Below are 20,286 nucleotides of genomic sequence, written 5' to 3' on the forward strand. Positions count from 1 at the left end.
GCCGATACTCTCTTCATGGCCACCCTCTCCGCCGTCATCATCGCTCGCGATGAGGGGCGCTCCATCGCCCGCTGCATCGACTCGCTGATCGAGCATGTCGACGAGGTGTTGGTGCTCGACACCGGGTCGGGCGACGACACGGTCGCGATCGCGGCGGCGCACGGCGCGCGGGTGGAGCACTTCGCCTGGGTGGACGACTTCTCCGCCGCCCGCAACCGCTCGCTGGAGCTCGCGGCTGGCGACTGGCGGCTGGTGGTCGACGCCGACGAGTGGCTGAGCGAGGGGTACGACGAGATCGCCGCGCTGCGCGACCGTACGGCCGACTTCATCGGGCTCGTCAGCCAGGACAACGTCGACAGCAGCGGCCGGCGCTCGGCGGCCAGGATCGTGCGTGTCATGCCTCGCGAGGTCCGCTACCGCGGGCGGATCCACGAGCAGCCCGAGGAGACCTTCCCGGTCCGGGACACCGGCATCGTGCTGAGCCATGACGGCTACCTGGAGGCGCAGCTCGACCGCAAGCAGGACCGCAACCGGATCCTCCTGGAGGCCGAGCTGTCCGAGCGACCCGACGACGCCTACCTACGCTTCAGCCTCGGCAAGGAGCACGAGGTCTTCGACCGCGCGGCCGCGGCGGTCGAGCAGTACGAGCTGGCGTACCGCCTCGCCGGCCAGGACGCCCTGTGGCGACACGACCTGGTCGTGCGCTACCTGCACACCCTCTCGCTGACCGGACGGACGCCGGAGGCGCTCGAGCTCGCCGAGACCGAGCAGCCCCGCTGGCTGGAGTCGGCCGACTTCTACTTCGTGGTCGGGGAGGTGGCGCTCGCGCACGCGATCGCGAACCCCCACGAGGCCGCCCAGTGGCTCGGCCTCGCGGACGGGGCGTGGTCGCGCTGTCTCGAGCTCGGCGACACCCCGTCCTTCGACGGCGCCGTCGAAGGACGCGGGTCACACCTGGCCGAGCACAACCTCAAGGTGATCCGCGGCGAGATCGCCTGATCAGGCGGCGCGATCCGCGATCGCGCGGTAGCGCTGCGCCTCGGTGGGCTCGCCCATCGTCGCGTAGTCCTCGGCCAGCGCCCGGGCGGCCAGGACGGTCGCCCGCCCGGCCAGGACGCCGGCATACTCGCGGCGGTCCCCGAGATCGACGGCCCGCTGCCACTGCTGCATCGAGGCCATCACCAGGTGACCGGCCCGGTCGCCGTCGGTCTCGACGATGCTCATCGCCAGGTCGCGCAGCGCCCGCCCGCGGACGAAGCAGAGGTCGGCCGAGTCGGGCCAGCGCGGTCCCTCGACGTCGCCGACAGCGACCGCCTGCTCGCGCTGCCCGATCGCGATCAGGCCGAGCATCAGGCGCAGGGTGAGGCGCTGCCACCACAGCTGCGGGTCGACGAGCGGGGCGTCCGCGTCGTCGGGGCGGGTGAGGTTGAACGCCCGGCCGAGCGCGGGGAGCGCCTCGGCGTGGTTCCCCCGTACGGCGTGCTCCGAGCCGAGCTGGTACCAGAGGTAGGCGTTCTCAGGCTCGTCGCGCAGCGCCGTCTCGAGCAGCGTGAGGTTGCGCTGCTGCTTGCGGGCGAGGTCGTCGGCGCTGTAGCCGTCGTGGCCGAGGATCAGGCCGGTCTCGACAATCTCCAGCTCGGCGTCGGGCTGCTCGTGGATCCGTCCGGTGTAGCTGACCCCGCGCGGGATGAGTCGGCCGAGCTCGAAGGGCTCGACGTCGTCGTTGACGCTGCCGTCGGCGCGCGTCTCGAGGGCGCCGACGAGGCCGATGAACGTCGGCTCGTGCTCGCCGACGCGGTCGAGGGCCGTGCGGGCGGCGGCCGGGTCGAGCAGCCACTGGTCGGCGTCGATGGTCAGCCGCCACGGGTGGGTGGCGAGCGAGAGCGCGTGGTTGCGGGCGGCGGCGAAGTCGTCGACCCAGGCGAAATGGCCGATCGTGGCGCCGTAGGAGGTGGCGATGGCGACCGTGTCGTCGCTCGAGCCGGTGTCGACCACGACGATCTCGTCGACGGCGCCCCGCAGGGACTCCAGGCAGCGGCCGAGACGCCGCGCCTCGTCGCGCACGATCAGGACGGCGGAGACGGGGAACGCGCGCTCGCTGCCGGTGTCGGACGCCGGCTCGCAGAGCCGGCGGTACTTCGCGGCCTCGGCGGGACGACCCAGGTTCTCGTAAGCGGTCACGAGTGCTCGGGCCGCGAGGAACGTGCCGGTCTCCACGAAGGTGCCGCTGAGCTCGGGATCGTTGCCCTGCTCGACCGCGTGGATCCAGCAGCCGAGCGCCGCGTCGTAGAGCTGCGCGGCGAGCTCCGGGCTGTCGGCCAGCTCGTGGCTGCGGCGCTCGAGCGCGACGCCGAAGAGGTGATGCAGCTCGGAGGAGGTCGGCCAGACCGCGGCCTGGCGGCCGGCGACCAGGACCGCCTGCTCGTGCTCCTCGACCTGGATCAGGCAGAGCAGCATCTTGGTGGTCAGCGCGTGCCACCACGGCCGTGGGGTCTCATCGTTCCCCTCTGCCGGGTGCAGGACGTTGTAGGCGTGCACGTAGTAGGGGAGGGCACCCGCGTAGTCGTTGCGGGCGAAGTGCTCCGTGCCGAGCTGGTAGAGGTAGTACGGGTTCTCCGGCTCATCGGCGAGGGCCTGCTCCAGCAGCGTGCGGTTGCGGCCCTCCTTGCGCGCGATGTCGGCGGCCGAGTAGCCGTCGTGGGCGACCGGGATCTCGATCGTGTAGACGGGCAGCTCGGTGTCCGGCTGCTCGTGGATCCGGCCGGCGTACCGCACGCCTCGGGGGAGGATCCGGGTGACCGGGAGGGCGACCTCCTCGAGGGCGCCGGTGGACTCGATGACCTGGAAGATCGGGATCTGGCAGACCATCTCGGGGCGTCGCGTCCGCAGCACGGCGAGCATCTCCGCGGCCTTCTCGCGGTCGACGATCCAGTCGTCGGCGTCGAGGAAGAAGCACCACGGGTGGGTGGCGAGCGAGAGCGCGTGGTTGCGGGCGGCGGCGAAGTCGTCGACCCAGGCGAAGTGGCCGATCGTGGCGCCGTAGGAGGTGGCGATGGCGACCGTGTCGTCGCTCGAGCCGGTGTCGACGACGATGATCTCGTCGACCAGCCCCTGGACGGAGGCGAGGCACCGGCCGAGTCGCGCGGCTTCGTCGCGCACGATCATCACGAAGGAGATCGGATAGTGGGTTCCGGCGGAGGCGGCCACCCCGGCGCGGGTCGTACGGCGCTTGTTGGCCATCTCGGGTCGTTCCTTCAGATCAGGCGCTGGTGTCGACGAAGAACGCGGTGCGCTCGCCGGTCCCGGTCGCGTGCTGGATCCGGTCGATCATCTTGATGTGGTTGCCCAGGCCGGTGCGAGTCTGCTGCATCGCGACGAGGAGGTCCTGCTGGCGGGCGTGGAGGTCGCGGACCCTTTCCACGAGCTCCTCGGGCACCGGTGTCGTCATCACCGGCGCGACCCACGGCTCGGACTCCTCGGTCTCGGCTCCCGGGTTCTTGACCAGGTACTCGCCGATGAGGAGGTCGGCCTCGAGCCTGTCGAGCAGGCGCTCCCAGCGCTGCGTCTCGGTCTGGGTCTCGGTCTGGGTCTCGGTCTGGGTCTGGGTCTCGGTCACGATGCTCAGCCCGCCTGGGAGGCCTGGACGACGGCGCGCTTCCAGCTGTCGCACAGCTCGCGGCAGCGGATCAGGACCTCCTTGCCGGCCCGGAGGTCGCGACGGACGTCGGCCTGGCCGAGACGGCGCTGCAGATAGGCGAGGATCACGGTGAGCGAGCTGCCGGCGGACGTGTCGGCGAGATCGGGGCTGGTCTGGAAGACCATCAGGATCTCGCGGGCGTGCATGTACTGCTTGCCGGCCTCGCGGCGATCGCCCTTCATCTGGGCGCGCAGGCCGCGCTCCAAGTCGAGGAGGAGACGGTCGCACAACTGGTGGATCAGCTGGGCGGGTGTCGCGGTCTGCAGGCTCGCCGAGGTGTAGGCGGAGCGCGCCTGGGCGGTCATCGACATGGCGGGTCCCCTTACTTGGACTTCGTGCTGGCGTTGTCGAGCGAGTCGACGATGCCGCTGATGAGCGTGGACTGGCTGGTGATCTTGTTCATTGTCGCGGTGAACGAGTTCCAGTAGGTCTGCAGGCTGGTCTGCTTGGCCGCGAGGCGGGTGGTCCACGCGTCGATCTGGTCGCTGAGGTCGCGCCCTCGTGTGGTGAGGGTGCCCATCAGCGACACCAGGACGCCGCTGAAGTTGGCCGCGTCGCCCTTGGTGTACGGCGAGGTGTTCGCGCCGGCCGCCGAGTAGATCGACTGGTCGGCGACCTTCTGCAGGCGGCTCACGAAGTTGTCGGTCAGCGGCAGCCCGTTGGCATCGGTGCCGGTGCCGACGATGGCGGCGTTCGTGCCGGCCGGGTCGGCCTTGTAGGCGGCGATGAAGGCGGACTGGTCGAAGCTGATGGTGCCGCTGTCGGTGATCGAGATGCCGTACCCGTTCAGCTGGCTGCCCGTGCTCGGGAAGACGGCGTTCATCAGGGTGGTGGCCAGACCGCGCAGGCTCGCGTTGCCGGCCAGCACCCCGCCGGTGCTGACCGACCCGTCGGACTGGGTCGTGCCGTACTTGGTCTCGCCCTGGATCGTGGTGATGATCGAGTTGACCTGGTTGATGAAGCTGCTGAGCGCCGAGGCTCGCGCCGAGTCGTTGCTGCTGACCGTGATGGTCGAGGTGTTGGCGCCGGCCTTGGCGGCGTCGGCGCCGAGGGTGACGCTGACGCCGGGGGCGATGTCGAGGGTGTTGCTGTCGCTGGTCAGGGTCTGGCCGTTGACCAGCAGGCTCGCCTTGATGCCGCTGGTGGTCTTGCCGCCGATCAGGCTGGTGCCGTCGGCGTCGTTGGTGATGTCGAAGTTCGACACGTCGCCCGTCTGGGTCGAGACGATCTGCAGCATCGGGCCGGCGTCGGAGTTGCTGACCACGGCGCGCACGTTCGAGCTGCTGCTGGTGGCGTTGATCGCCGCGGCGACCTCGGTGAGCGACGGCGTGCTGTCGGTGCTGAAGTGGGCCAGGGCGGTGCCGTCGTTGCCGTAGATGGTGAACGCGGAGTCGGCGGCGACAGTGCTGCCCGGGGCGAGGGTCGTGCTGGCGCTGGTGGCGACGTTGTTGACCGTGAGGTTGATCGAGCCGAAGGCCGCGCTGCTCGCCGCGGTGACGGTGACGGCGCTGTTCGTGGAGGTGGCGGTCTGCTGGGTCCAGGCGTTGCCGCTGATGAGGCTGGTCGCCGACGTGGAGAGCGCGGCGATCGAGGTGTTCAGCGCCTGGAGCGCGGTGATCTGCGCCTGGTTGCTGGTCAGCTTCGTCTGGAGCTGCTGCTGCGGGATCTTGGCGATCGCCATCTCGGCGGTGATGAGGCTGTTGGTGTCGAGACCGCTGAGCGTGCCGAAGCTGATCGTGCCGGCGGAGCCGGTCGAGACGGCGGTCAGCGTGGTGCTGCTCGTGCTGCTGGTGGTCATGGACCGCTCCTGTGCTCAGATCTCGGCGAAGTCGGCTCCGTCGGCGGAGTCCTCCACACCCCCCATCGGCGTCCACGTGCGGTGGTTGAGCCGTCGGCGTGGGGAAGTGGGGCGGCGGAATCAGCCGTGGCGGAAAGGGCGTGGGGCGCCCCGTCCGAAGACGGGGCGCCCCACAGGTGGTGCTAGGTGCTGAGCGATCAGCCCTGGACGAGCTGCTGGAGCTGCTGCGTCTGGGTCAGGGCCTGCTTCAGCATCGAGTTGCCGATGCCGGCCAGCGCGTTGGTACGCATGTAGTTGGCGTACTCGGTCGCGATGTCGGCGTCCTGGATGGTGGACATCGAGGAGGACAGGTTGACCGACTCGGTGGCGAGCGAGTCAGCGGTGTCCTGCAGGGTGTTCTCGATGGCACCGAGGTTCGCCAGAACCGTGTTGATGCTGTTGAGGGCGGTGGTGATGGTGCCCTCAGCGGTGAGCGCGCCGCTGGTCGAGCTGAGCGAGGCGTTCGCCGTGCCGAGGTCCGAGGAGCCGACCTTGGCGTTCGACAGGTCGATCGTGACGAGGTCGGTGCTGGAGGCGCCGACCTGGACCTTGATCTTGCCGTTGCTGCCGGCGGTGCCGTCGAGCAGCTTGGTGCCGTTGAGGTTCGAGTTCGTCTTGTAGCGGTCGAGCTCGCTGTTGAGCGCGGCGAACTGCGTGACGTTCGAGTCGCGGGCGGTCTGCAGGATGTCCGAGGCCGAGGCGTGGGCCAGGGTCTGCATCTTGTTGAGGATGTTGACGATCGCGCCGAGGTCGTTGGAGGCGCTGTTCGCCAGGTCGAGCGCCTGCTGGGCGTTCTTCTGCGACTGGCTGATGCCGGCGAGCTGCATGCCCATCGTGTTGGCGATCGCCAGACCGGCGGCGTCGTCCGAGGCGTGGTTGATGCGCAGACCCGAGGAGAGGCGCTCGCTGGAGGTCGAGTTCGACGCCTGGGTGGCCGCGAGGTGCTTGTACGCGGTGAGGGCCTGGACGTTGGTGTTGATGCTGAGGGTCATGATTTTTCCTTCATGGAAGTGGGAGTACTCAGGGCCCATCCGTGGGCACCTATGGCAGTGCAATCGGCGCTCGGGGAGGCCGCTTTAGCCCGTGGCGAAGATTTTTCTGGCCCGATCTTTCTGGCCGGATCCCGGGCCACGCGCGCGCTCGCGCGTACGGAGGGAGCGTCACGACCCGTCGGGCGGGAGGTAACCCTCACGTTTCGAGAACGGACGCCGATGGTCAGACGTGGTCTCAGCACGCGCAATCCCCGACTCCGGAGCCGTCATGTCGGTCGACTACATCGTCGTCCAGGCGGGCGGCAAGGGCACCCGCCTGGGACACCTGACGGCCAACCGGCCGAAGGCACTGGTGCCGGTCGAGAACCTGCCGATGCTGTTCCACCTCTTCCGGCAGTTCCCCGACAAGCGGTTCATCGTGATCGCCGATCACCACGGCGACGTGCTGCGCAAGTACCTCGCCAGCTTCGCCGAGGTCGAGTACCAGGTCGTCGACGCGGCCGGGTCGGGCACCTGTGGCGGCGTGGGCCAAGCGCTCGAGCTGCTGCCGGAGCGCACGCCGTTCATGCTGGTCTGGTCGGACCTGATCCTGCCGACCACGTTCGAGATGCCGAAGGAGCCGGGCGCGACCGGGCTCGCGAACCACATCGGGATCTCGCAGACCTTCGAGTGCCGGTGGAGCTACGCCGACGGCGTCTTCGCCGAGGAGCGCTCCGCGGAGCACGGCGTGGCCGGCCTCTTCGTCCTCCAGGACCGCTCGGTCCTGGACGGCATCCCGCAGAGCGGCGAGCTGGTCCGGTGGATGCAACAGCGCGGCCTGGTCTTCGACGAGCTCGGCCTGGCCGGCACCCGCGAGTTCGGGCTCCTGTCCGAGTACGAGGCACTGCCCCAGGAGAAGGTCCGCCCGTTCAACCGGATGACCCTCACCGAGGACCGCGTCATCAAGGAGGGCATCGACGAGCAGGGCCGTGCGCTCGCCGTCGACGAGCGCGCCTGGTACGAGTACGTGGCCGCGCGCGGGCTCACCAACGTGCCCACCGTCTACGGCACCGACCCGCTGACCCTCGAGCGGATCCAGGGCGGCAACGTCTACGAGTACGGCGACCTGTCGCTGGCCGAGAAGCGCGCGATCCTCGCGAAGCTGGTCGGGGCGCTGCGCGGGCTGCACGAGCTCGAGACCGTGCCGGCCGACTCCTTCAGCCTCAAGGACGCGTACTTCACCAAGACGATGGCGCGGCTGGCGAAGATCCGCGATCTGGTGCCGTTCGCCGACCAGCGCACGATCACCGTCAACGGCCGCGAGTGCCGCAACGTCTTCTTCCACGCCGACGGGCTGGAGCGGGCGCTCGACGCGGTGGCCTGCGACCGGTTCGCCTTCATCCACGGCGACTGCACCTTCTCCAACCTGATGCTGCGCGACGGCACCGAGCCGGTGCTGATCGACCCGCGCGGCTACTTCGGGCACACCAAGCTCTTCGGCGATCCCAACTACGACTGGGCGAAGCTCTTTTACTCAGTGGTCGGGAACTACGACCGATTCAACCTGCGCGAGTTCCGCCTCGGCATCGGCGAGCACGACGTCACCCTCGACATCGTCTCGAACCGCTGGGAGGAGCTCGAGGACGACTTCTTCGCGCTCAGCGGCGCCGATCCTCGCACGATCAAGCTGCTGCACGCGGTGATCTGGCTCTCGCTGACCACCTACGCGTGGCAGGACTACGACTCGGTCTGCGGGGCCTTCTACAACGGTCTCTACCACCTCGAGGAGGCGCTGGGATGAAGCAGTTCAGCGAGACGATGCGACTGCTCGGCGACGCGCTCGACTCCGTGCGTGACGACGAGTTCGAGGGCCTCAAGGCCGACGCGCTCGCGACCATCGCGGCCGGCGGCAAGCTGATCTTCTCCGGGCTGGGCAAGAACGTCCCGATCTGCGAGAAGGTCGTCGGCACGCTCAACTCGGTCGGCGTCCAGGCCGCCTTCCTGCACACCAACTCCGCCGTCCACGGCGACCTCGGCATGATCCGCGACAGCGACCTGGTCGTGGTGCTCAGCAAGAGCGGCGAGACGTGCGAGTCGGTCCACCTCGTCGACCTGCTCAAGGCCCAGGGCCGGCGCTGCTCGATCTGGCTGCTCTCGTTCAGCCGTACGAGCACGCTGTACCGCGAGGTGCCGCAGCGCGTGATCCTCGACCTCGAGCACGAGGGCGACGCCTGGGACATCCTGCCCAACAACTCGACGGTGCTGAACCTGATCGTGCTCCAGCACCTCGCGATGGAGCTCGTCGCGAGCCTCGACGTCGAGATCGGCACCCTGCACATGAACCACCCCGGTGGTGCGATCGGCGCTCGCCTCGACAGCGCCCGCATCCCCGGCCCCCGCTGATGACCGATCCGACCACCGAGCTCGTCCTCTCGCCGCTGGGGCACACCTGGTTCCTCGACCTCGACGGCACCCTCGTCAAGCACAACGGCCATCTGCTCGACGGCGGCGACACCCTGCTCGAGGGAGCCCTGGAGTTCCTCGCCCAGATCCCGGCCGGCGACCTCGTCGTGCTCGTCACCGCGCGCACCGAGGAGCACCGCGAGGGGACCGAGGCGTTCCTGGCAGCGCACGGCATCCGGTACGACCACCTGATCCTCGGCGCCCCGTACGGCGAGCGGATCGTGGTCAACGACGCCAAGCCCTCGGGCCTTGTCACCGCCCTCGCGGTCACCACGCCGCGCGACACCGCACCCCGGCCCACCGTCGTCGTCGACGATGCCCTCTGAGCCCTCGACCATGACGTGCGTCGACCCCGCCGAAGCGGTGGTCGCGGAGCTCTTCGACCGCGACTACTACCTGGCTCGCTATCCCAGCGTCCGGGCGTCGGGCGTCGACCCGTTGGAGCACTTCCTCACCCGCGGCTGGCGCGAGCTGCGCCGGCCCTATGCGGAGTTCGACGTCGGCTGGTACATCGCCGCCCACCTCGACCCGGCCGCCGCCGACGAGGTCAACCCGCTCATCCACTACGCGCTGGACGGACGCCGGGCAGGTCTGGCGACGCGGCCTCGGTTCGGCGCCCCGCGTGAGGCCGCACCCCTCCCGGTCGACGCCCGCCGGGCAGTGCTGTTCGCGGGCTACGACCGCGACGGCCTCCTCGACGAGACGGCCCTCGCCTACCTCGCCGAGCTGAGCCGGCACGCGGAGGTGTTCTATCTGAGCGACGGCGAGCTCCGACCTGGGGAGCTGTCGAAGCTGGACGGCATCGCCGCCGGCGCCTGGGCCGTGCGGCACGGCGCGTACGACTTCGGCTCCTACGCGCTGCTCGCCTCCGAGCTCGTCGGCTGGGACCGGATCGCCGGGTACGACGAGGTCGTGCTCGCGAACGACAGCTGCTACCTCGTCGACACCCTCGACGAGGTCTTCGACACGATGTCGCGACGGCCGTGCGACTGGTGGGGGATGCAGGCCACGGAGGAGCTCGCGAGCCTCGCCTACGGAGAGACGCGTGTGGTGGGGACGACCTGGCGACCGGCGCCGATCCCCGTGCTGTCCGATCCGCTGCGTGGCGCCACGACGGCGACCATCGGGCGCGACATGTTCGAGCGCTTCCCCGAGAACGAGTTCCACGTCGGCTCGTACTTCATCGCCCTGCGGGGGAGCGTCCTGCGAGACGGGACCGTGCAGCGCTTCCTGACCGCGGCACGCGAGCGCACGACGCTTGACAAGCTGGACGTCGTCCGGCGCTACGAGTACGTCCTGACCCGCCTGCTGATCTCGCGGGGACATGAGCTGGCCACCTTCATCGACGATCTGTACCCGTACCACCCGATGTACACGGAGTGGGCCTTCGAGCTGCTCGGTCGAGGGCTGCCGCTGCTCAAGCGGGGACTGCTGACGATGAACCCCTTCGGCGCCGATCTCGCCGGGTGGGCGGGCCGGCTCGCGGCTCGCAGTACGGCGGCCGATCCTGCAGCGATCGACGCGCACCTGCGGCGCACCACGGATCCCGCCGCGCTCGCGGATGCGCTCGCGCGACGCGCCGATCGTGACGGCCGGCTCTCGGCCGCCGAGCGATGAGCGCCGTGCCCGAGCCCGGCCGGCGGGATGTCGCGGTGCCGGATGTCAGCGTGCCGGACGTCAGCGTGCCGGACGTCGCGGTCATCGTCACCGCGTCGCGGGAGCGCCGCCTCATCCATCCGGGGCTGCGTGCGATCGCGTCCGCCGCGGCGTACGCACGCCGCGAGGGCATCCGGTGCGAGGTCGCGATCGTCCTCGACGACCCGCACCCCGAGACGCTGGCCCTCGCCGAGGAGGCGTGCCGCGCAGGCGGGACGCTCGCCGGCGTGGAGCGCGCGACGGTCGTCGTGGTCGCCGCCGGCGGGTCCGCCCGGGCGCGCGGCATCGAGGTGACCACCGCGCCGATGGTCGGGTTCGTCCGCGCCGCCGACCTGGTCTCCGAGGGCTGGATCGCCGGTGCGGTGGCGACGCTGCGAGCGCGGCCGGCGGCCGTGGTCCATCCCGACGTGCAGTTCGCGTTCGGAGAGCAGGGATGCTTCCGGACGACCCCGAGCACCGACGACGCGGACTTCGCCCTCTGGGGGCTCGTCGCGGCGGACGGGTGGGACGACCTCGGGTTCGCCCGCCGGGAGCTCTTCGCGGCCCACCCCCTGCCGGCGCCGGGCCTCGACCTGCCGTGCTCGCCCCTGCGCGCCTGGCACTGGGCGACCCTGGAGGCGGGCGTCGAGCACGTGGTCGCCGCGGGGACCTCGCTGCACCGCCGCGTCGACGAGCTCCACGACGACCCCTTCGAGATCGCGGCCGCCGATGAGCTCGCGCCGGTCTCCGCCGGGCTGCGGGACCGATCCGTCGGCGAGGCGGCCGTCGCCGGCCGATCGGGCTGGACCGGACCGTCGGCACCAGCGCCGGGCAGGACCCCCGGCACGGTGATCACGGACGCGGTCGTCGGCGACTGGTGGCGCCTGTACGACCTGGAGCCCCTGACGATGGCGCCGACGCCGGGCCACGTCGCCGCCCTGGAGCACCGGCCGTGGGTCGACGACGAGGGCCGGGCGGTGGCGCTGGCGTACTGGCGCGCCGTGCTCGCACTGCCCGACGCGTTCGACGCGCTCTTCCTCGCCCCCGGCCTGCGGATGGCCGGCGGCGACTCCGTCGTCCTGAACTACCTGCACGCGGTGCGCCAGCTGAAGCCGGAGTGGGACGTGGCGCTCGGCATCACCGAGGTGGTCGAGTCGACCCGGCTCGACGAGGTCCCGGATGGGATGGCGGTCGCCGAGCTGGGCGTCGCGCTGCTCCCGGTCGAGGCGCGCCCCGCGGCGCAGGCCCGCGTCTTCGCGCTGCTCGCCTCGCAGTTCCGCCCCGAGCTGATCCACGTCCACAACACCAGCCACGGCCCGTTCGACATGATGGCGACCTACGGCGAGCGGATCGCCTCCTCGACCCGCGTCTTCCTGACGGCCTTCAACAACTTCCCGCACGCCAACGGGGTCATCCGGGGCCAGATGCTGCGGCGGCGCGCGGACTACCTCGATCACGTCACGGGCTTCATCACCGACTGCGCCTCGTTCCGCGACGAGCTGTACGACCGCTGGCGCTACGACCCCGCCAAGCTCTTCGCGCACTACCAGCCCGCCGTGCTGGCCGACTACGTGCGGACGGAGGGGACCCGGCAGCGCCGCAAGATCCTGTGGGCGGGCCGGTTCGACTGGCAGAAGCGGCTCGACGTCCTCGCCGACGTCGTCGAGGAGCTGGCCGCCGGGGGCGTCGACGCCGAGGTGCATCTCTACGGACAGGTCGTCTGGGCGGACGCGGACGTCGAGCCGCACCTCCAGCGACTGGCGGCCGCCGGCGCCGTCGTCCACCCGCCGTTCACCGACGGCGTCGGGTCGCTGCCGCTCGATGAGTTCGCGATGGTGCTGATGACCCCGATGTACGAGGGGCTGCCCGTCTTCCTGACGGAGGTCGTCTCCGCGGGGCTCCCGGTGGTGGCGCCCGCCGTGGGCGGCATCCCGGAGATCATCGGCGAGGGCCGTGGCTACCTGGTCTCGAGGACCGAGGCGGTCGGGGAGTACGTCGCCCAGATCCGTGCGGTGCTCGACGACCCCGCGCAGGCGCACCGTCGCGCGATGGCCGCCCGGGAGCTCGTGGGCGATCACTTCACCTGGGAGACGTTCCTCGACCGGGTCCGCGAGACGCCCGGCTACCTGGGTCCGGCCCGTCGCCCGGCGATAGAGTGCGCCCATGGGGCGGTCGTCGGCGAGAACGGCCCCCGCCATGCGTGAGCCGATCGCGACGCGCTCGGGCCTGTGGGCCGGGCGCGAGCTGGTCGAGGTCCTCCAGGCCTTCGGGTCGGCCGTGGGCGGCGCCGTGGCCTGGCGGCGGCTGCGCAGCGGCCTCGGGTTCACCGAGGAGGAGGCCCTCCTCGTCTTCCCCGACGCGGAGCGGCAGCTGAACCTCGAGGCGCTCGAACACCTGCCGACCTTCGTCCGCCGCAAGGGGCTCGCGCGGGTCGTGCTGGTCTTCGGAGACGAGGCGCTCGCCGATCCCGAGACGGCGGCTCGTGCCGAGGCGCTGGCCTCCGATCAGGTCGTGGTGCGCCGCCTCGGCGATCACCGGGTGAGCCAGCTGCTGCGCTACTTCCGGCTGCACGCCTTCACCAAGAAGGTCTTCGTCATCTCCCTCAAGAGGCCGTTCGCCGAGCCGGGGCTGCTGTCCCTGCCCGGCTACGGGTATCCGGAGATGATCCGCTACTACCTGATGGCGTGGTGAGATGGCACGCCAGGCTCCCGGCCAGATCGACCGACGTCGCGACGAGGTCTGCCGACAGCTCGACCACCTCGTCGACCGCGGCAGGCTGCGCGGACGCGACGTGTACTTCTTCGGCGCGACCCTCGACTTCCACTGGTACGTCGAGCACCTCCGGAGTCGCGGCGTCCCCGTCGAGGCCGTCATCGACAACGCGCCGTACAAGCACGGACGCTCGTACGACGGCATCCTGGTGCTCGGCCCCGACGCGCTGCGCGAGGCGCACGACCCGGTCATCCTGATCACGTCGCCGCCGTACGCCTACGAGATGGCCGAGCAGCTGTCGGCGATGGGCTTCGTGGCCGGACGCGACCACTTCATCGTCACAGGGGCTCGCACGACCCGCCTGAGCCGGCTGCGTGACCTCGCCGGCGAGCTGCGCCAGATCATGCAGGGCTATCGGGTCGTCAAGCGCATCCAGCGACGCCACGGCCAGGACGCGCACCTGCTGCTCTGCCCCTATCCGGGGACCGGCGACGCCTATCTCCAGGGCATGTACCTGCCCGCGTACATCGAGGAGAACCGGCTCGCGAACCCGGTCATCGTGACCAACGGCAGGCTGGTCGGCAAGGTGCTCGCGCTGTTCGACCTCGAGGCACAGGAGGTGATCACCCAGGACGAGACCGATGCGCTCAACGCCGCCCTGCAGTTCTTCGGCGAACGACTCGTCCCGGTCACGGCCCTGCAGTTCCGGGGGATGCGGACCCGGCCGGGGCCGAACGCCTACATCGCGGAGGACGTGCCGAACTTCCGCGAGGTCTTCGAGCACGACGTCTTCGGGCTCGAGGACCCGGTGATCCGGGAGCCGCGCTTCGAGGACGACCCGGCCGCGGTGGCCGCGTTCTTCGAGCAGGCCGGGCTGGAGCCGGGGCGGACCGCGGTGATCGCCCCGTACATGGGGAGTCACTGGAACATCCGGATCCCGATGGCGTTCTGGGAGCGCCTGGCGGCCGAGCTGGGCGCTGCCGGCTGGCAGGTCTGCACGAACAGCTCGGGGGAGTCCGAGCCGCCGATCGCCGGAACGCGACCCGTCTTCTTCCCGCTGGCCCAGGCCGTCCCCATCCTCGATGCGGCCGGGCTCTTCATCGCGATCCGCAGCGGTCTGTGCGACGTGGTGAGCTCGACCACGGCGAAGCAGGTCGTCCTCTACCTGGGCGGCTCGCACGTCATCATGCGGCACTACTACAGCCTGCGGGCGATGGGGCTCTCGCCCGAGGCGCACGAGCTCGAGTACGACGACAACGACGACGAGGTCTTGTCGGAGATCCACACGATCACCGGAAGGGTCGACGGGTGAGGAACAGAGTCCGCCAGCAGCTGCTGGAGGTCGCCGACGCGGTCCTGGACGGCGCGCGTCAGTGCGTCTACCTCGGCGAGGAGTCGAGGATCCGGATGGCCGGGGAGATCGCCGAGGCGCTGCCGCTCTTCGGGGAGCCCGAGGTGTCGGCGCAGGCCGAGGCGGTCGCCGCCGCACTCACCCGGCTGGCCGACGGCAGCGGCTCGGCGCGCGAGCTCGTCGCCCGCGTCGTCGACCTCAAGGCGGCGCTGCAGGCCGTCGAGACGACGTACACGATCGTGTTCCTGCCTTACAACGCCTCCATGTGGGACAGCCTGCACACGATCTGGCGGGCCGCCGACGCCGACCCGCGCTGCGAGGCGATCGTGGTCCCGATCCCTTTCGCCGAGCTCACCCCGGAGCACACGGCCAAGGAGTGGTTCGTCCACACCGAGCACCTCCCCGCCGAGGTACCGGTCGTCGACTACCGGACGTTCGACCTGGCGGCGATCCACCCCGACGTCGTCTACGTGCACAACCCGTACGACGGCTACAACCGGGTGACCAGCGTCCACCCCGACTTCTACTCCGAGGCCCTGCGCCCGCACTGCGAGCTGCTCGTCTACGTGCCGTACTGGGTCAGCGCCGCACCGATGGAGCCGCACTTCGACGAGCATGCGAGCTTCGAGATCTTCGACAAGGTGATCTACCAGAGCGAGGAGCTCGCCGCGCGGGCCATCGGTCTGTGGTCGAGCAACAAGATCGTCCCGCTCGGCTCGCCGAAGTTCGACTACGCGCTCACCACCGGCGGACCGCTGCCCGCGGACTGGGCGGAGCGGATGGCCGGCAGGACGACACTGCTGCAGCTCACCACGGTGGTGGCGCTGCTGCGCGACGGCGACGAGACGCTGCGCAAGCTCGACGACGTGCTCGACGCAGTGGAGCGCAACGAGGACATCGCGCTGTGGTGGCGTCCGCACCCGCTCGAACGGGCCACCATCGACTCCATGACGCCCCGGCTGCGCGCCGCCTACGACGCCCTGGTCGCCCGGGCGAGCAGCATGCCGCGCGTCATCGTCGACACCTCGATGGATCTCCAGCGGGCGATCCACTGGACCCACGCGTACTTCGGGCACTGGAGCTCGGTGGTGCCGCTGTACGCCATCACGGGCAAGCCGCTCCTGTTCCAGGACGCGCCGGTTCGCACCGACGTGCCCTGCGGGGAGCCGCGGGGCGACGACTGGATCCCGGAGGACGCGGAGGACCCGGAGCTGGTCCGCTACGTGCGCGCGGAGTGGTTCCACCCGGAGGGAGCCTTCACCTACCTGCGCCGCAAGGTCGGCGAGAACGACGGGAGGATCCCGGGGCAGACGGCCTTCTTCGAGCGGATGACCGCCAACCCGGACGGCGCGGGCCCGCGCATCCACGACTACGTCGTGGACTGCCTCGAGGCCTAGCCGCGCTGCCCGGCCGGCGCGGGCAGGTCGTTCGTGTGCCACCAGCGCTCGTCGAGTCCGCCCTGGGCCGCCACCTCGATCGCCTCGCGAACGAGGCTCGGGTCGGCGGTCAGGGCCTGACGAACCGGGTGGATCAGGTTCTTGATGACGACCGCGGCGACCTGTGCCGCGGCCGGAGTGGTGGCGGCGCGGGTGACGGCGCCGATGGCCCGCAGGGGCGCCACCACGGCGCCGTCCCAGGTCCCCTCGCGGGTGCCGGAGGTCAGGGAGCCCGACGAGCGCACGTTGTAGAGGTAGGCGGCGTCCGGGCCGAGGTCGGCGGCCACGAACCGGCGACCGGTCCGGGCCACGACGGCGACCCAGAAGGCGGTGTCCTCGCCGTAGGCGAGACCCTCCTGGACCCGTACCGTCCGGGCGACAGCCGTGGGGAGCAGCTTCGCCACCGCGGCCTGGGCGGCGATCCCGAGGATCGCGGCGCTCCCGTAGCGAGCCAGGCCGCGGACCATCGGCTGGGTCAGGAAGTTGTCGAAGTCGACCGCGGTGAAGGCCCAGTCTTGCACGATGCCGATCGCCGTCACGGGGATCGTCTCGGGTCCGGCGGCCTCGAGGAGGGCCTCGAGATGGCGCGGCCCGATCCGGTCGTCGTCGTTCACGATGCAGACGTACTGGCCGAGGGCCGCGTCGAACCCGGCGTTCGTCGCCCGGGCCACGCCGGCCGGGGCCGACTCGACCACGCGCACCTGGTGGTCGGGGTGGGAGGCCAGCCACTCGGAGACGATCTCGCCGGTCCGGGTCGGGGGACCGTTGCGGACCAGCACCACCTCGTACCGCTGTGGAGCGAGCGTCTGGAGCGTCAGGTCGTCGAGGAACGCGGCCAGCCAGTCGTCGCTGCCGTAGGTCGGCACGACGACCGAGACCTCCGGGGGCACGGCCGCTCGGCTCATCCGACGAGATCGCGTTCCGCGAGCCGGAGGCGCGCGGTGAGGAGCTCCACCTCGCGCTCGGCCAGCTCCGCACGCCGGCGCGACTCCCGCAGGTCGGGGATGTCGTAGTCGACCGGGCGCTCGGTGACGCCGAGGATCCTGCTGGCGAAGGTCACCGCGTCGGCGATGGTGTGGACGCCGAGCCCGGCGGTGCTCATGGTGAGGGCGCTGCCGTCGAACCCGATGCCGTCGGCATAGGTCACCCGGTCCTGTGGCTCGTTGCGGCTCTCCGCGTCGATCCTGCTCAGCAGGTCGGGCCGGTCGGCGTAGAAGCGCCGAAGCCGCCCGACGGAGTCGGCGAAGTCGGCCGGCGACTTCGGGGCGATCTCCTCGAGGTAGCGGGTCAGCGCCCGCTCCTGCTGGTAGTCGAGCCCCTCGACGGCGCCCGGCAGGCGATCACCGAGGACGTCGCGCAGGTGCTCGAAGGCATCGATGATGCCGTGGCCGAGGGTGAAGATCCCGGGTGTGAGGTGATGGAAGGCGACGCCGCCGGTGCCGCTGGTGGCGGCGAAGTCCTCCGCGACGCTGCTCCTGGTGCCGCGCTCCTGCTGGGAGAAGGCGTGGCCGGTGCTGAAGCGGCTGGTGCCGGCGAGCGTCATCGGCAGGGCGCAGTGCAGGTACTCACCGGCCAGGGCGGCGAGCAGCAGGCCGCTGTACATGTCGGGGTTCGCCGCCGGCAGCAGACCATCGCCGAGCGCGCGGACGGGGTCGAGCACATCGCGGCGCACGGCGGCGTTGTAGATCATCGGGAGCTCGTGGTAGTGCTCCTCGAAGTTGATGGCACGCCGCACGGCCTCGCGGCCGGACAGTGTACGGAGCTTGCGGCCCAGACCGATCCGCAGGACGCTGCCGTCCTCGACCGGTTCGAACTCCTCCCAGGTCCACCATGCCCGCGGCCAGGAGACCAGCCGCGGCCGCTCGTGCGCCTCGACGATCCGGCGCAGCTCCCGCAGGGCGTACGGCATCATGCCGTCGTCGTCGCCGATCACGGTGACGTACTCGCCGGTGGCGGCCAGGATCGCGCGCGACCAGTTGACGCTCATCGAGAGCGCCTCGTCGTGCCGCAGGTACACCAGGTTGGGCAGTCGCAGCCCCTCGACGACGGCCTTCGTCGCCGGCGCGCCGGCGTTGTCGCTGACGACGATCTCGACGTCGTGCTCGCCCAGCGCCGCGCAGGTCGCAAGCGCGTGCTGGAGCGTCTCGGCCCGGTTGCGGGTGGGGATCACGACGCTGAGCAGGGGGCGCTTCATGCGATTCCTGTCGTCCGCGAGCGCTGCGATCTGAGCGTGACACGCCGTGATGCGGGCGAGATCCGATCAAGGACGTACGTTCCTCGCCGATGGGAACCAACGTGAGAGCGTGCACGTGCGTGAAGGAGAGCCTCCGGTGAAAGCAGTCATCCTTGCTGGGGGACTCGGCACTCGGCTGAGCGAGGAGACGGTGATCCGTCCCAAGCCGATGGTCGAGATCGGCGGCATGCCCATCCTGTGGCACATCCTCAAGAGCTTCTCGCAGTACGGCATCGACGAGTTCATCATCTGCTGCGGCTACAAGGGCTCGATGATCAAGGAGTGGTTCCACAACTACTCCCTCCACCGCTCCGACGTCACCTTCGACATGCGGACCGGCGGCATGGAGGTGCACAGCTCGGTGGTCGAGCCCTGGCGCGTGACGCTGGTCGACACGGGTGAGTTCTCCATGACGGGAGGGCGCCTCAAGCGGGTGGCGCCCTACCTGGCGGACGAGGAGGACTTCTTCTTCACCTACGGCGACGGTCTGAGCAACGTGAACATCGACGAGCTGCTGGCCTTCCACCGGGCGCACGGCGGCGAGGCGACCCTCACCGCCGTCCAGCCCCCCGGTCGCTTCGGCGCCCTGGGCATCGACGGCGCCGCGGTGACCGAGTTCCAGGAGAAGCCGGTCGGCGACGGCGGCTGGATCAACGGCGGCTTCTTCGTGCTCAAGCCGTCGGTGCTCGACCGCATCGAGGGCGATGCCACCCACTTCGAGGCGGACCCGCTCAAGCGGCTCGCGAAGGACGGCGAGCTGTTCGCCTTCCAGCACGACGGGTTCTGGCAGTCGATGGACACACTGCGCGACCGCAACCTGCTCGAGAGCCTCTGGAACTCGGGCCAGGCGCCGTGGGCGACCTGGCTCTCGGGAGACGGCCGCCGTGCTTGACGCGCTCTCCGGAGCGCGCGTCCTCCTGACCGGGCACACCGGGTTCAAGGGCGCCTGGGCGATCCCGCTGCTCCGCTCCCTCGGTGCCTCGGTCTACGGGTACGCCCTCGAGCCGCCCACGACGCCGAGCCTCTTCGAGGACGCCGCGCTCGCGGACCTCTGCGAGCGGCACGTCGTCGCCGACGTGCGCGACTACGACCGGCTGCTGGCCGAGATGCGCACCGCGTCGCCGGACCTGGTCCTCCATCTCGCCGCGCAGCCGCTCGTGATCGACGGCTACCGCGATCCGCGCGGGACGTTCGAGATCGACACCATGGGCACGGTCAACGTGCTGGAGGCGATCCGCCAGGTCGGGACCGTGCGGTGCGCCGTCGTCGTCACCACCGACAAGGTCTACCAGCCGTCCGCCGGGGAGCCCCACCGCGAGGGCGCTCCGCTCGGCGGACCGGATCCGTACAGCGCCAGCAAGGCAGCGGCCGAGCTGGTCGCGGCCTCGTACCGCAGCTCTTACTTCGGGGACGCCGGCACGATCGTGGCGACCGCGCGCGCCGGCAACGTGATCGGCGGCGGGGACTGGGCGCCCTACCGCCTCCTCGCGGACGCCGCCCGTTCCATGCTCGGCGACCGGACGCTGACCCTGCGCAATCCCGCCTCCGTACGGCCCTGGCAGCACGTCCTCGACGCCCTGTGGGGCTATCTCCTCGTCGCCGATCGCGGGCTGAGCGGGGACCGCTCCGTCGGGCGCGCGTGGAACTTCGGTCCGAGGTCGGCCGACCACCTCACCGTGCAGCAGGTCATCGACCGTTTCGCGGCGGAGTACGGCGAGCCGCTCGAGGTGCGCGTCGAGCCGGGCGAGGTGCACGAGAACCCGCTGCTCGCGCTCGACGCGAGCGACGCGCGCACGGCGCTGGGCTGGGGGACGATGGCGGCCGATGAGGCGATCGCGATGACGGCCTCCTGGTATCGCGACCAGGCAGGTGGCGCTGAGGCCAGGAGCTGCGTGGTCAGCCAGATCGAGGCCTTCCTCGGTCGCGTGCAACCGTAAGGTCGTCGGTGTGA

18 protein-coding genes are annotated in these 20,286 nt (G+C 70.6%); 11 read left to right on the top strand and 7 right to left on the bottom strand.

Going from position 1 to position 20,286, the window contains the following annotated elements; genetic code table 11:
• Positions 1–15: 15 nt before the first annotated feature.
• Positions 16–999, top strand: a complete 984-nt coding sequence (locus ACZ5L9_RS09475; protein ID WP_464536510.1) for a glycosyltransferase — start codon at positions 16–18, stop codon at positions 997–999.
• On the opposite strand, the gene ACZ5L9_RS09480 is transcribed toward ACZ5L9_RS09475, so the two are convergent.
• The 5 genes from ACZ5L9_RS09480 to ACZ5L9_RS09500 form a co-directional block, all read right to left on the bottom strand.
• Positions 1,000–3,240, bottom strand: a complete 2,241-nt coding sequence (locus tag ACZ5L9_RS09480) for a glycosyltransferase (RefSeq protein WP_464536512.1) — start codon at positions 3,238–3,240, stop codon at positions 1,000–1,002.
• A gap of 19 nt (positions 3,241–3,259) precedes the next feature.
• Positions 3,260–3,616 carry a hypothetical protein gene (locus ACZ5L9_RS09485; protein ID WP_464536514.1) on the bottom strand — a complete coding sequence of 119 codons (357 nt, stop codon included), beginning with the start codon at positions 3,614–3,616 and terminating at the stop codon, positions 3,260–3,262.
• Positions 3,617–3,621: 5 nt separating this feature from the next.
• Positions 3,622–4,008 carry a flagellar export chaperone FliS gene (locus ACZ5L9_RS09490; protein ID WP_464536516.1) on the bottom strand — a complete coding sequence of 129 codons (387 nt, stop codon included), beginning with the start codon at positions 4,006–4,008 and terminating at the stop codon, positions 3,622–3,624.
• An 11-nt stretch (positions 4,009–4,019) separates the two neighbouring features.
• On the bottom strand, positions 4,020–5,495 hold the full coding sequence (gene fliD / locus ACZ5L9_RS09495; protein WP_464536518.1) for a flagellar filament capping protein FliD: 1,476 nt from the start codon (positions 5,493–5,495) through the stop codon (positions 4,020–4,022).
• Positions 5,496–5,692: 197 nt separating this feature from the next.
• Entirely contained in the window at positions 5,693–6,526 is an 834-nt protein-coding gene (locus tag ACZ5L9_RS09500; RefSeq protein WP_464536520.1) for a flagellin N-terminal helical domain-containing protein, read from the bottom strand.
• Positions 6,527–6,794: 268 nt separating this feature from the next.
• On the opposite strand from ACZ5L9_RS09500, the gene ACZ5L9_RS09505 reads away from it, so the two are divergent.
• Genes ACZ5L9_RS09505 through ACZ5L9_RS09540 form a run of 8 tightly spaced genes read left to right on the top strand, consistent with a single transcriptional unit; the run spans position 6,795 to position 16,063 of the window.
• Positions 6,795–8,306: a phosphotransferase gene (locus ACZ5L9_RS09505; protein ID WP_464536522.1), complete on the top strand. Its 1,512-nt coding sequence runs from the start codon at positions 6,795–6,797 to the stop codon at positions 8,304–8,306.
• The gene (locus ACZ5L9_RS09510; RefSeq protein ID WP_464536524.1) at positions 8,303–8,908 is read left to right on the top strand and encodes an SIS domain-containing protein; all 606 of its coding nucleotides are present in this window, start codon (positions 8,303–8,305) and stop codon (positions 8,906–8,908) included. The genes ACZ5L9_RS09505 and ACZ5L9_RS09510 overlap by 4 nt, the downstream gene beginning before the upstream one ends.
• Entirely contained in the window at positions 8,908–9,294 is a 387-nt protein-coding gene (locus ACZ5L9_RS09515) for a hypothetical protein (RefSeq protein ID WP_464536526.1), read from the top strand. The genes ACZ5L9_RS09510 and ACZ5L9_RS09515 overlap by 1 nt, the downstream gene beginning before the upstream one ends.
• Before the next feature lie 10 nt (positions 9,295–9,304).
• The gene (locus ACZ5L9_RS09520) at positions 9,305–10,585 is read left to right on the top strand and encodes a rhamnan synthesis F family protein (RefSeq protein ID WP_464536528.1); all 1,281 of its coding nucleotides are present in this window, start codon (positions 9,305–9,307) and stop codon (positions 10,583–10,585) included.
• On the top strand, positions 10,582–12,807 hold the full coding sequence (locus tag ACZ5L9_RS09525) for a glycosyltransferase (RefSeq protein WP_464536530.1): 2,226 nt from the start codon (positions 10,582–10,584) through the stop codon (positions 12,805–12,807). The genes ACZ5L9_RS09520 and ACZ5L9_RS09525 overlap by 4 nt, the downstream gene beginning before the upstream one ends.
• Positions 12,800–13,294 carry a hypothetical protein gene (locus ACZ5L9_RS09530; RefSeq protein WP_464536532.1) on the top strand — a complete coding sequence of 165 codons (495 nt, stop codon included), beginning with the start codon at positions 12,800–12,802 and terminating at the stop codon, positions 13,292–13,294. Before ACZ5L9_RS09525 ends, ACZ5L9_RS09530 begins: the two co-directional genes overlap by 8 nt.
• Position 13,295: 1 nt before the next feature.
• Positions 13,296–14,627, top strand: coding sequence for a glycosyltransferase family protein (locus ACZ5L9_RS09535; protein ID WP_464536534.1), 1,332 nt, complete (start codon positions 13,296–13,298; stop codon positions 14,625–14,627).
• Positions 14,624–16,063: a hypothetical protein gene (locus ACZ5L9_RS09540; RefSeq protein ID WP_464536536.1), complete on the top strand. Its 1,440-nt coding sequence runs from the start codon at positions 14,624–14,626 to the stop codon at positions 16,061–16,063. The genes ACZ5L9_RS09535 and ACZ5L9_RS09540 overlap by 4 nt, the downstream gene beginning before the upstream one ends.
• Here the strand turns inward: ACZ5L9_RS09540 and ACZ5L9_RS09545 are convergent.
• A complete protein-coding gene (locus tag ACZ5L9_RS09545) occupies positions 16,060–17,007 on the bottom strand; it encodes a glycosyltransferase family 2 protein (protein WP_464536538.1) in 948 nt (315 codons plus the stop codon). The genes ACZ5L9_RS09540 and ACZ5L9_RS09545 overlap by 4 nt on opposite strands.
• A complete protein-coding gene (locus ACZ5L9_RS09550) occupies positions 17,004–18,296 on the bottom strand; it encodes a glycosyltransferase family 2 protein (RefSeq protein ID WP_464536540.1) in 1,293 nt (430 codons plus the stop codon). Before ACZ5L9_RS09550 ends, ACZ5L9_RS09545 begins: the two co-directional genes overlap by 4 nt.
• Positions 18,297–18,432: 136 nt before the next feature.
• On the opposite strand from ACZ5L9_RS09550, the gene rfbF reads away from it, so the two are divergent.
• Entirely contained in the window at positions 18,433–19,227 is a 795-nt protein-coding gene (gene rfbF, locus ACZ5L9_RS09555) for a glucose-1-phosphate cytidylyltransferase (RefSeq protein ID WP_464536542.1), read from the top strand.
• A complete protein-coding gene (gene rfbG / locus ACZ5L9_RS09560) occupies positions 19,220–20,272 on the top strand; it encodes a CDP-glucose 4,6-dehydratase (RefSeq protein ID WP_464536544.1) in 1,053 nt (350 codons plus the stop codon). The genes rfbF and rfbG overlap by 8 nt, the downstream gene beginning before the upstream one ends.
• The last annotated feature ends 14 nt before the right edge of the window (positions 20,273–20,286 follow it).

Source organism: Nocardioides sp. JCM 18998 (genome assembly GCF_055391535.1).

Coding starts and splice junctions, on each gene's coding strand:
- ACZ5L9_RS09475 (WP_464536510.1), top strand. CDS start 16: ATGGCCACCCTCTCCGCCGTCATCATCGCTCGCGATGAGGGGCGCTCC.
- ACZ5L9_RS09480 (WP_464536512.1), bottom strand. CDS start 3,240: ATGGCCAACAAGCGCCGTACGACCCGCGCCGGGGTGGCCGCCTCCGCC.
- ACZ5L9_RS09490 (WP_464536516.1), bottom strand. CDS start 4,008: ATGTCGATGACCGCCCAGGCGCGCTCCGCCTACACCTCGGCGAGCCTG.
- fliD (WP_464536518.1), bottom strand. CDS start 5,495: ATGACCACCAGCAGCACGAGCAGCACCACGCTGACCGCCGTCTCGACC.
- ACZ5L9_RS09500 (WP_464536520.1), bottom strand. CDS start 6,526: ATGACCCTCAGCATCAACACCAACGTCCAGGCCCTCACCGCGTACAAG.
- ACZ5L9_RS09505 (WP_464536522.1), top strand. CDS start 6,795: ATGTCGGTCGACTACATCGTCGTCCAGGCGGGCGGCAAGGGCACCCGC.
- ACZ5L9_RS09510 (WP_464536524.1), top strand. CDS start 8,303: ATGAAGCAGTTCAGCGAGACGATGCGACTGCTCGGCGACGCGCTCGAC.
- ACZ5L9_RS09515 (WP_464536526.1), top strand. CDS start 8,908: ATGACCGATCCGACCACCGAGCTCGTCCTCTCGCCGCTGGGGCACACC.
- ACZ5L9_RS09520 (WP_464536528.1), top strand. CDS start 9,305: ATGACGTGCGTCGACCCCGCCGAAGCGGTGGTCGCGGAGCTCTTCGAC.
- ACZ5L9_RS09525 (WP_464536530.1), top strand. CDS start 10,582: ATGAGCGCCGTGCCCGAGCCCGGCCGGCGGGATGTCGCGGTGCCGGAT.
- ACZ5L9_RS09530 (WP_464536532.1), top strand. CDS start 12,800: ATGCGTGAGCCGATCGCGACGCGCTCGGGCCTGTGGGCCGGGCGCGAG.
- ACZ5L9_RS09535 (WP_464536534.1), top strand. CDS start 13,296: ATGGCACGCCAGGCTCCCGGCCAGATCGACCGACGTCGCGACGAGGTC.
- ACZ5L9_RS09545 (WP_464536538.1), bottom strand. CDS start 17,007: ATGAGCCGAGCGGCCGTGCCCCCGGAGGTCTCGGTCGTCGTGCCGACC.
- ACZ5L9_RS09550 (WP_464536540.1), bottom strand. CDS start 18,296: ATGAAGCGCCCCCTGCTCAGCGTCGTGATCCCCACCCGCAACCGGGCC.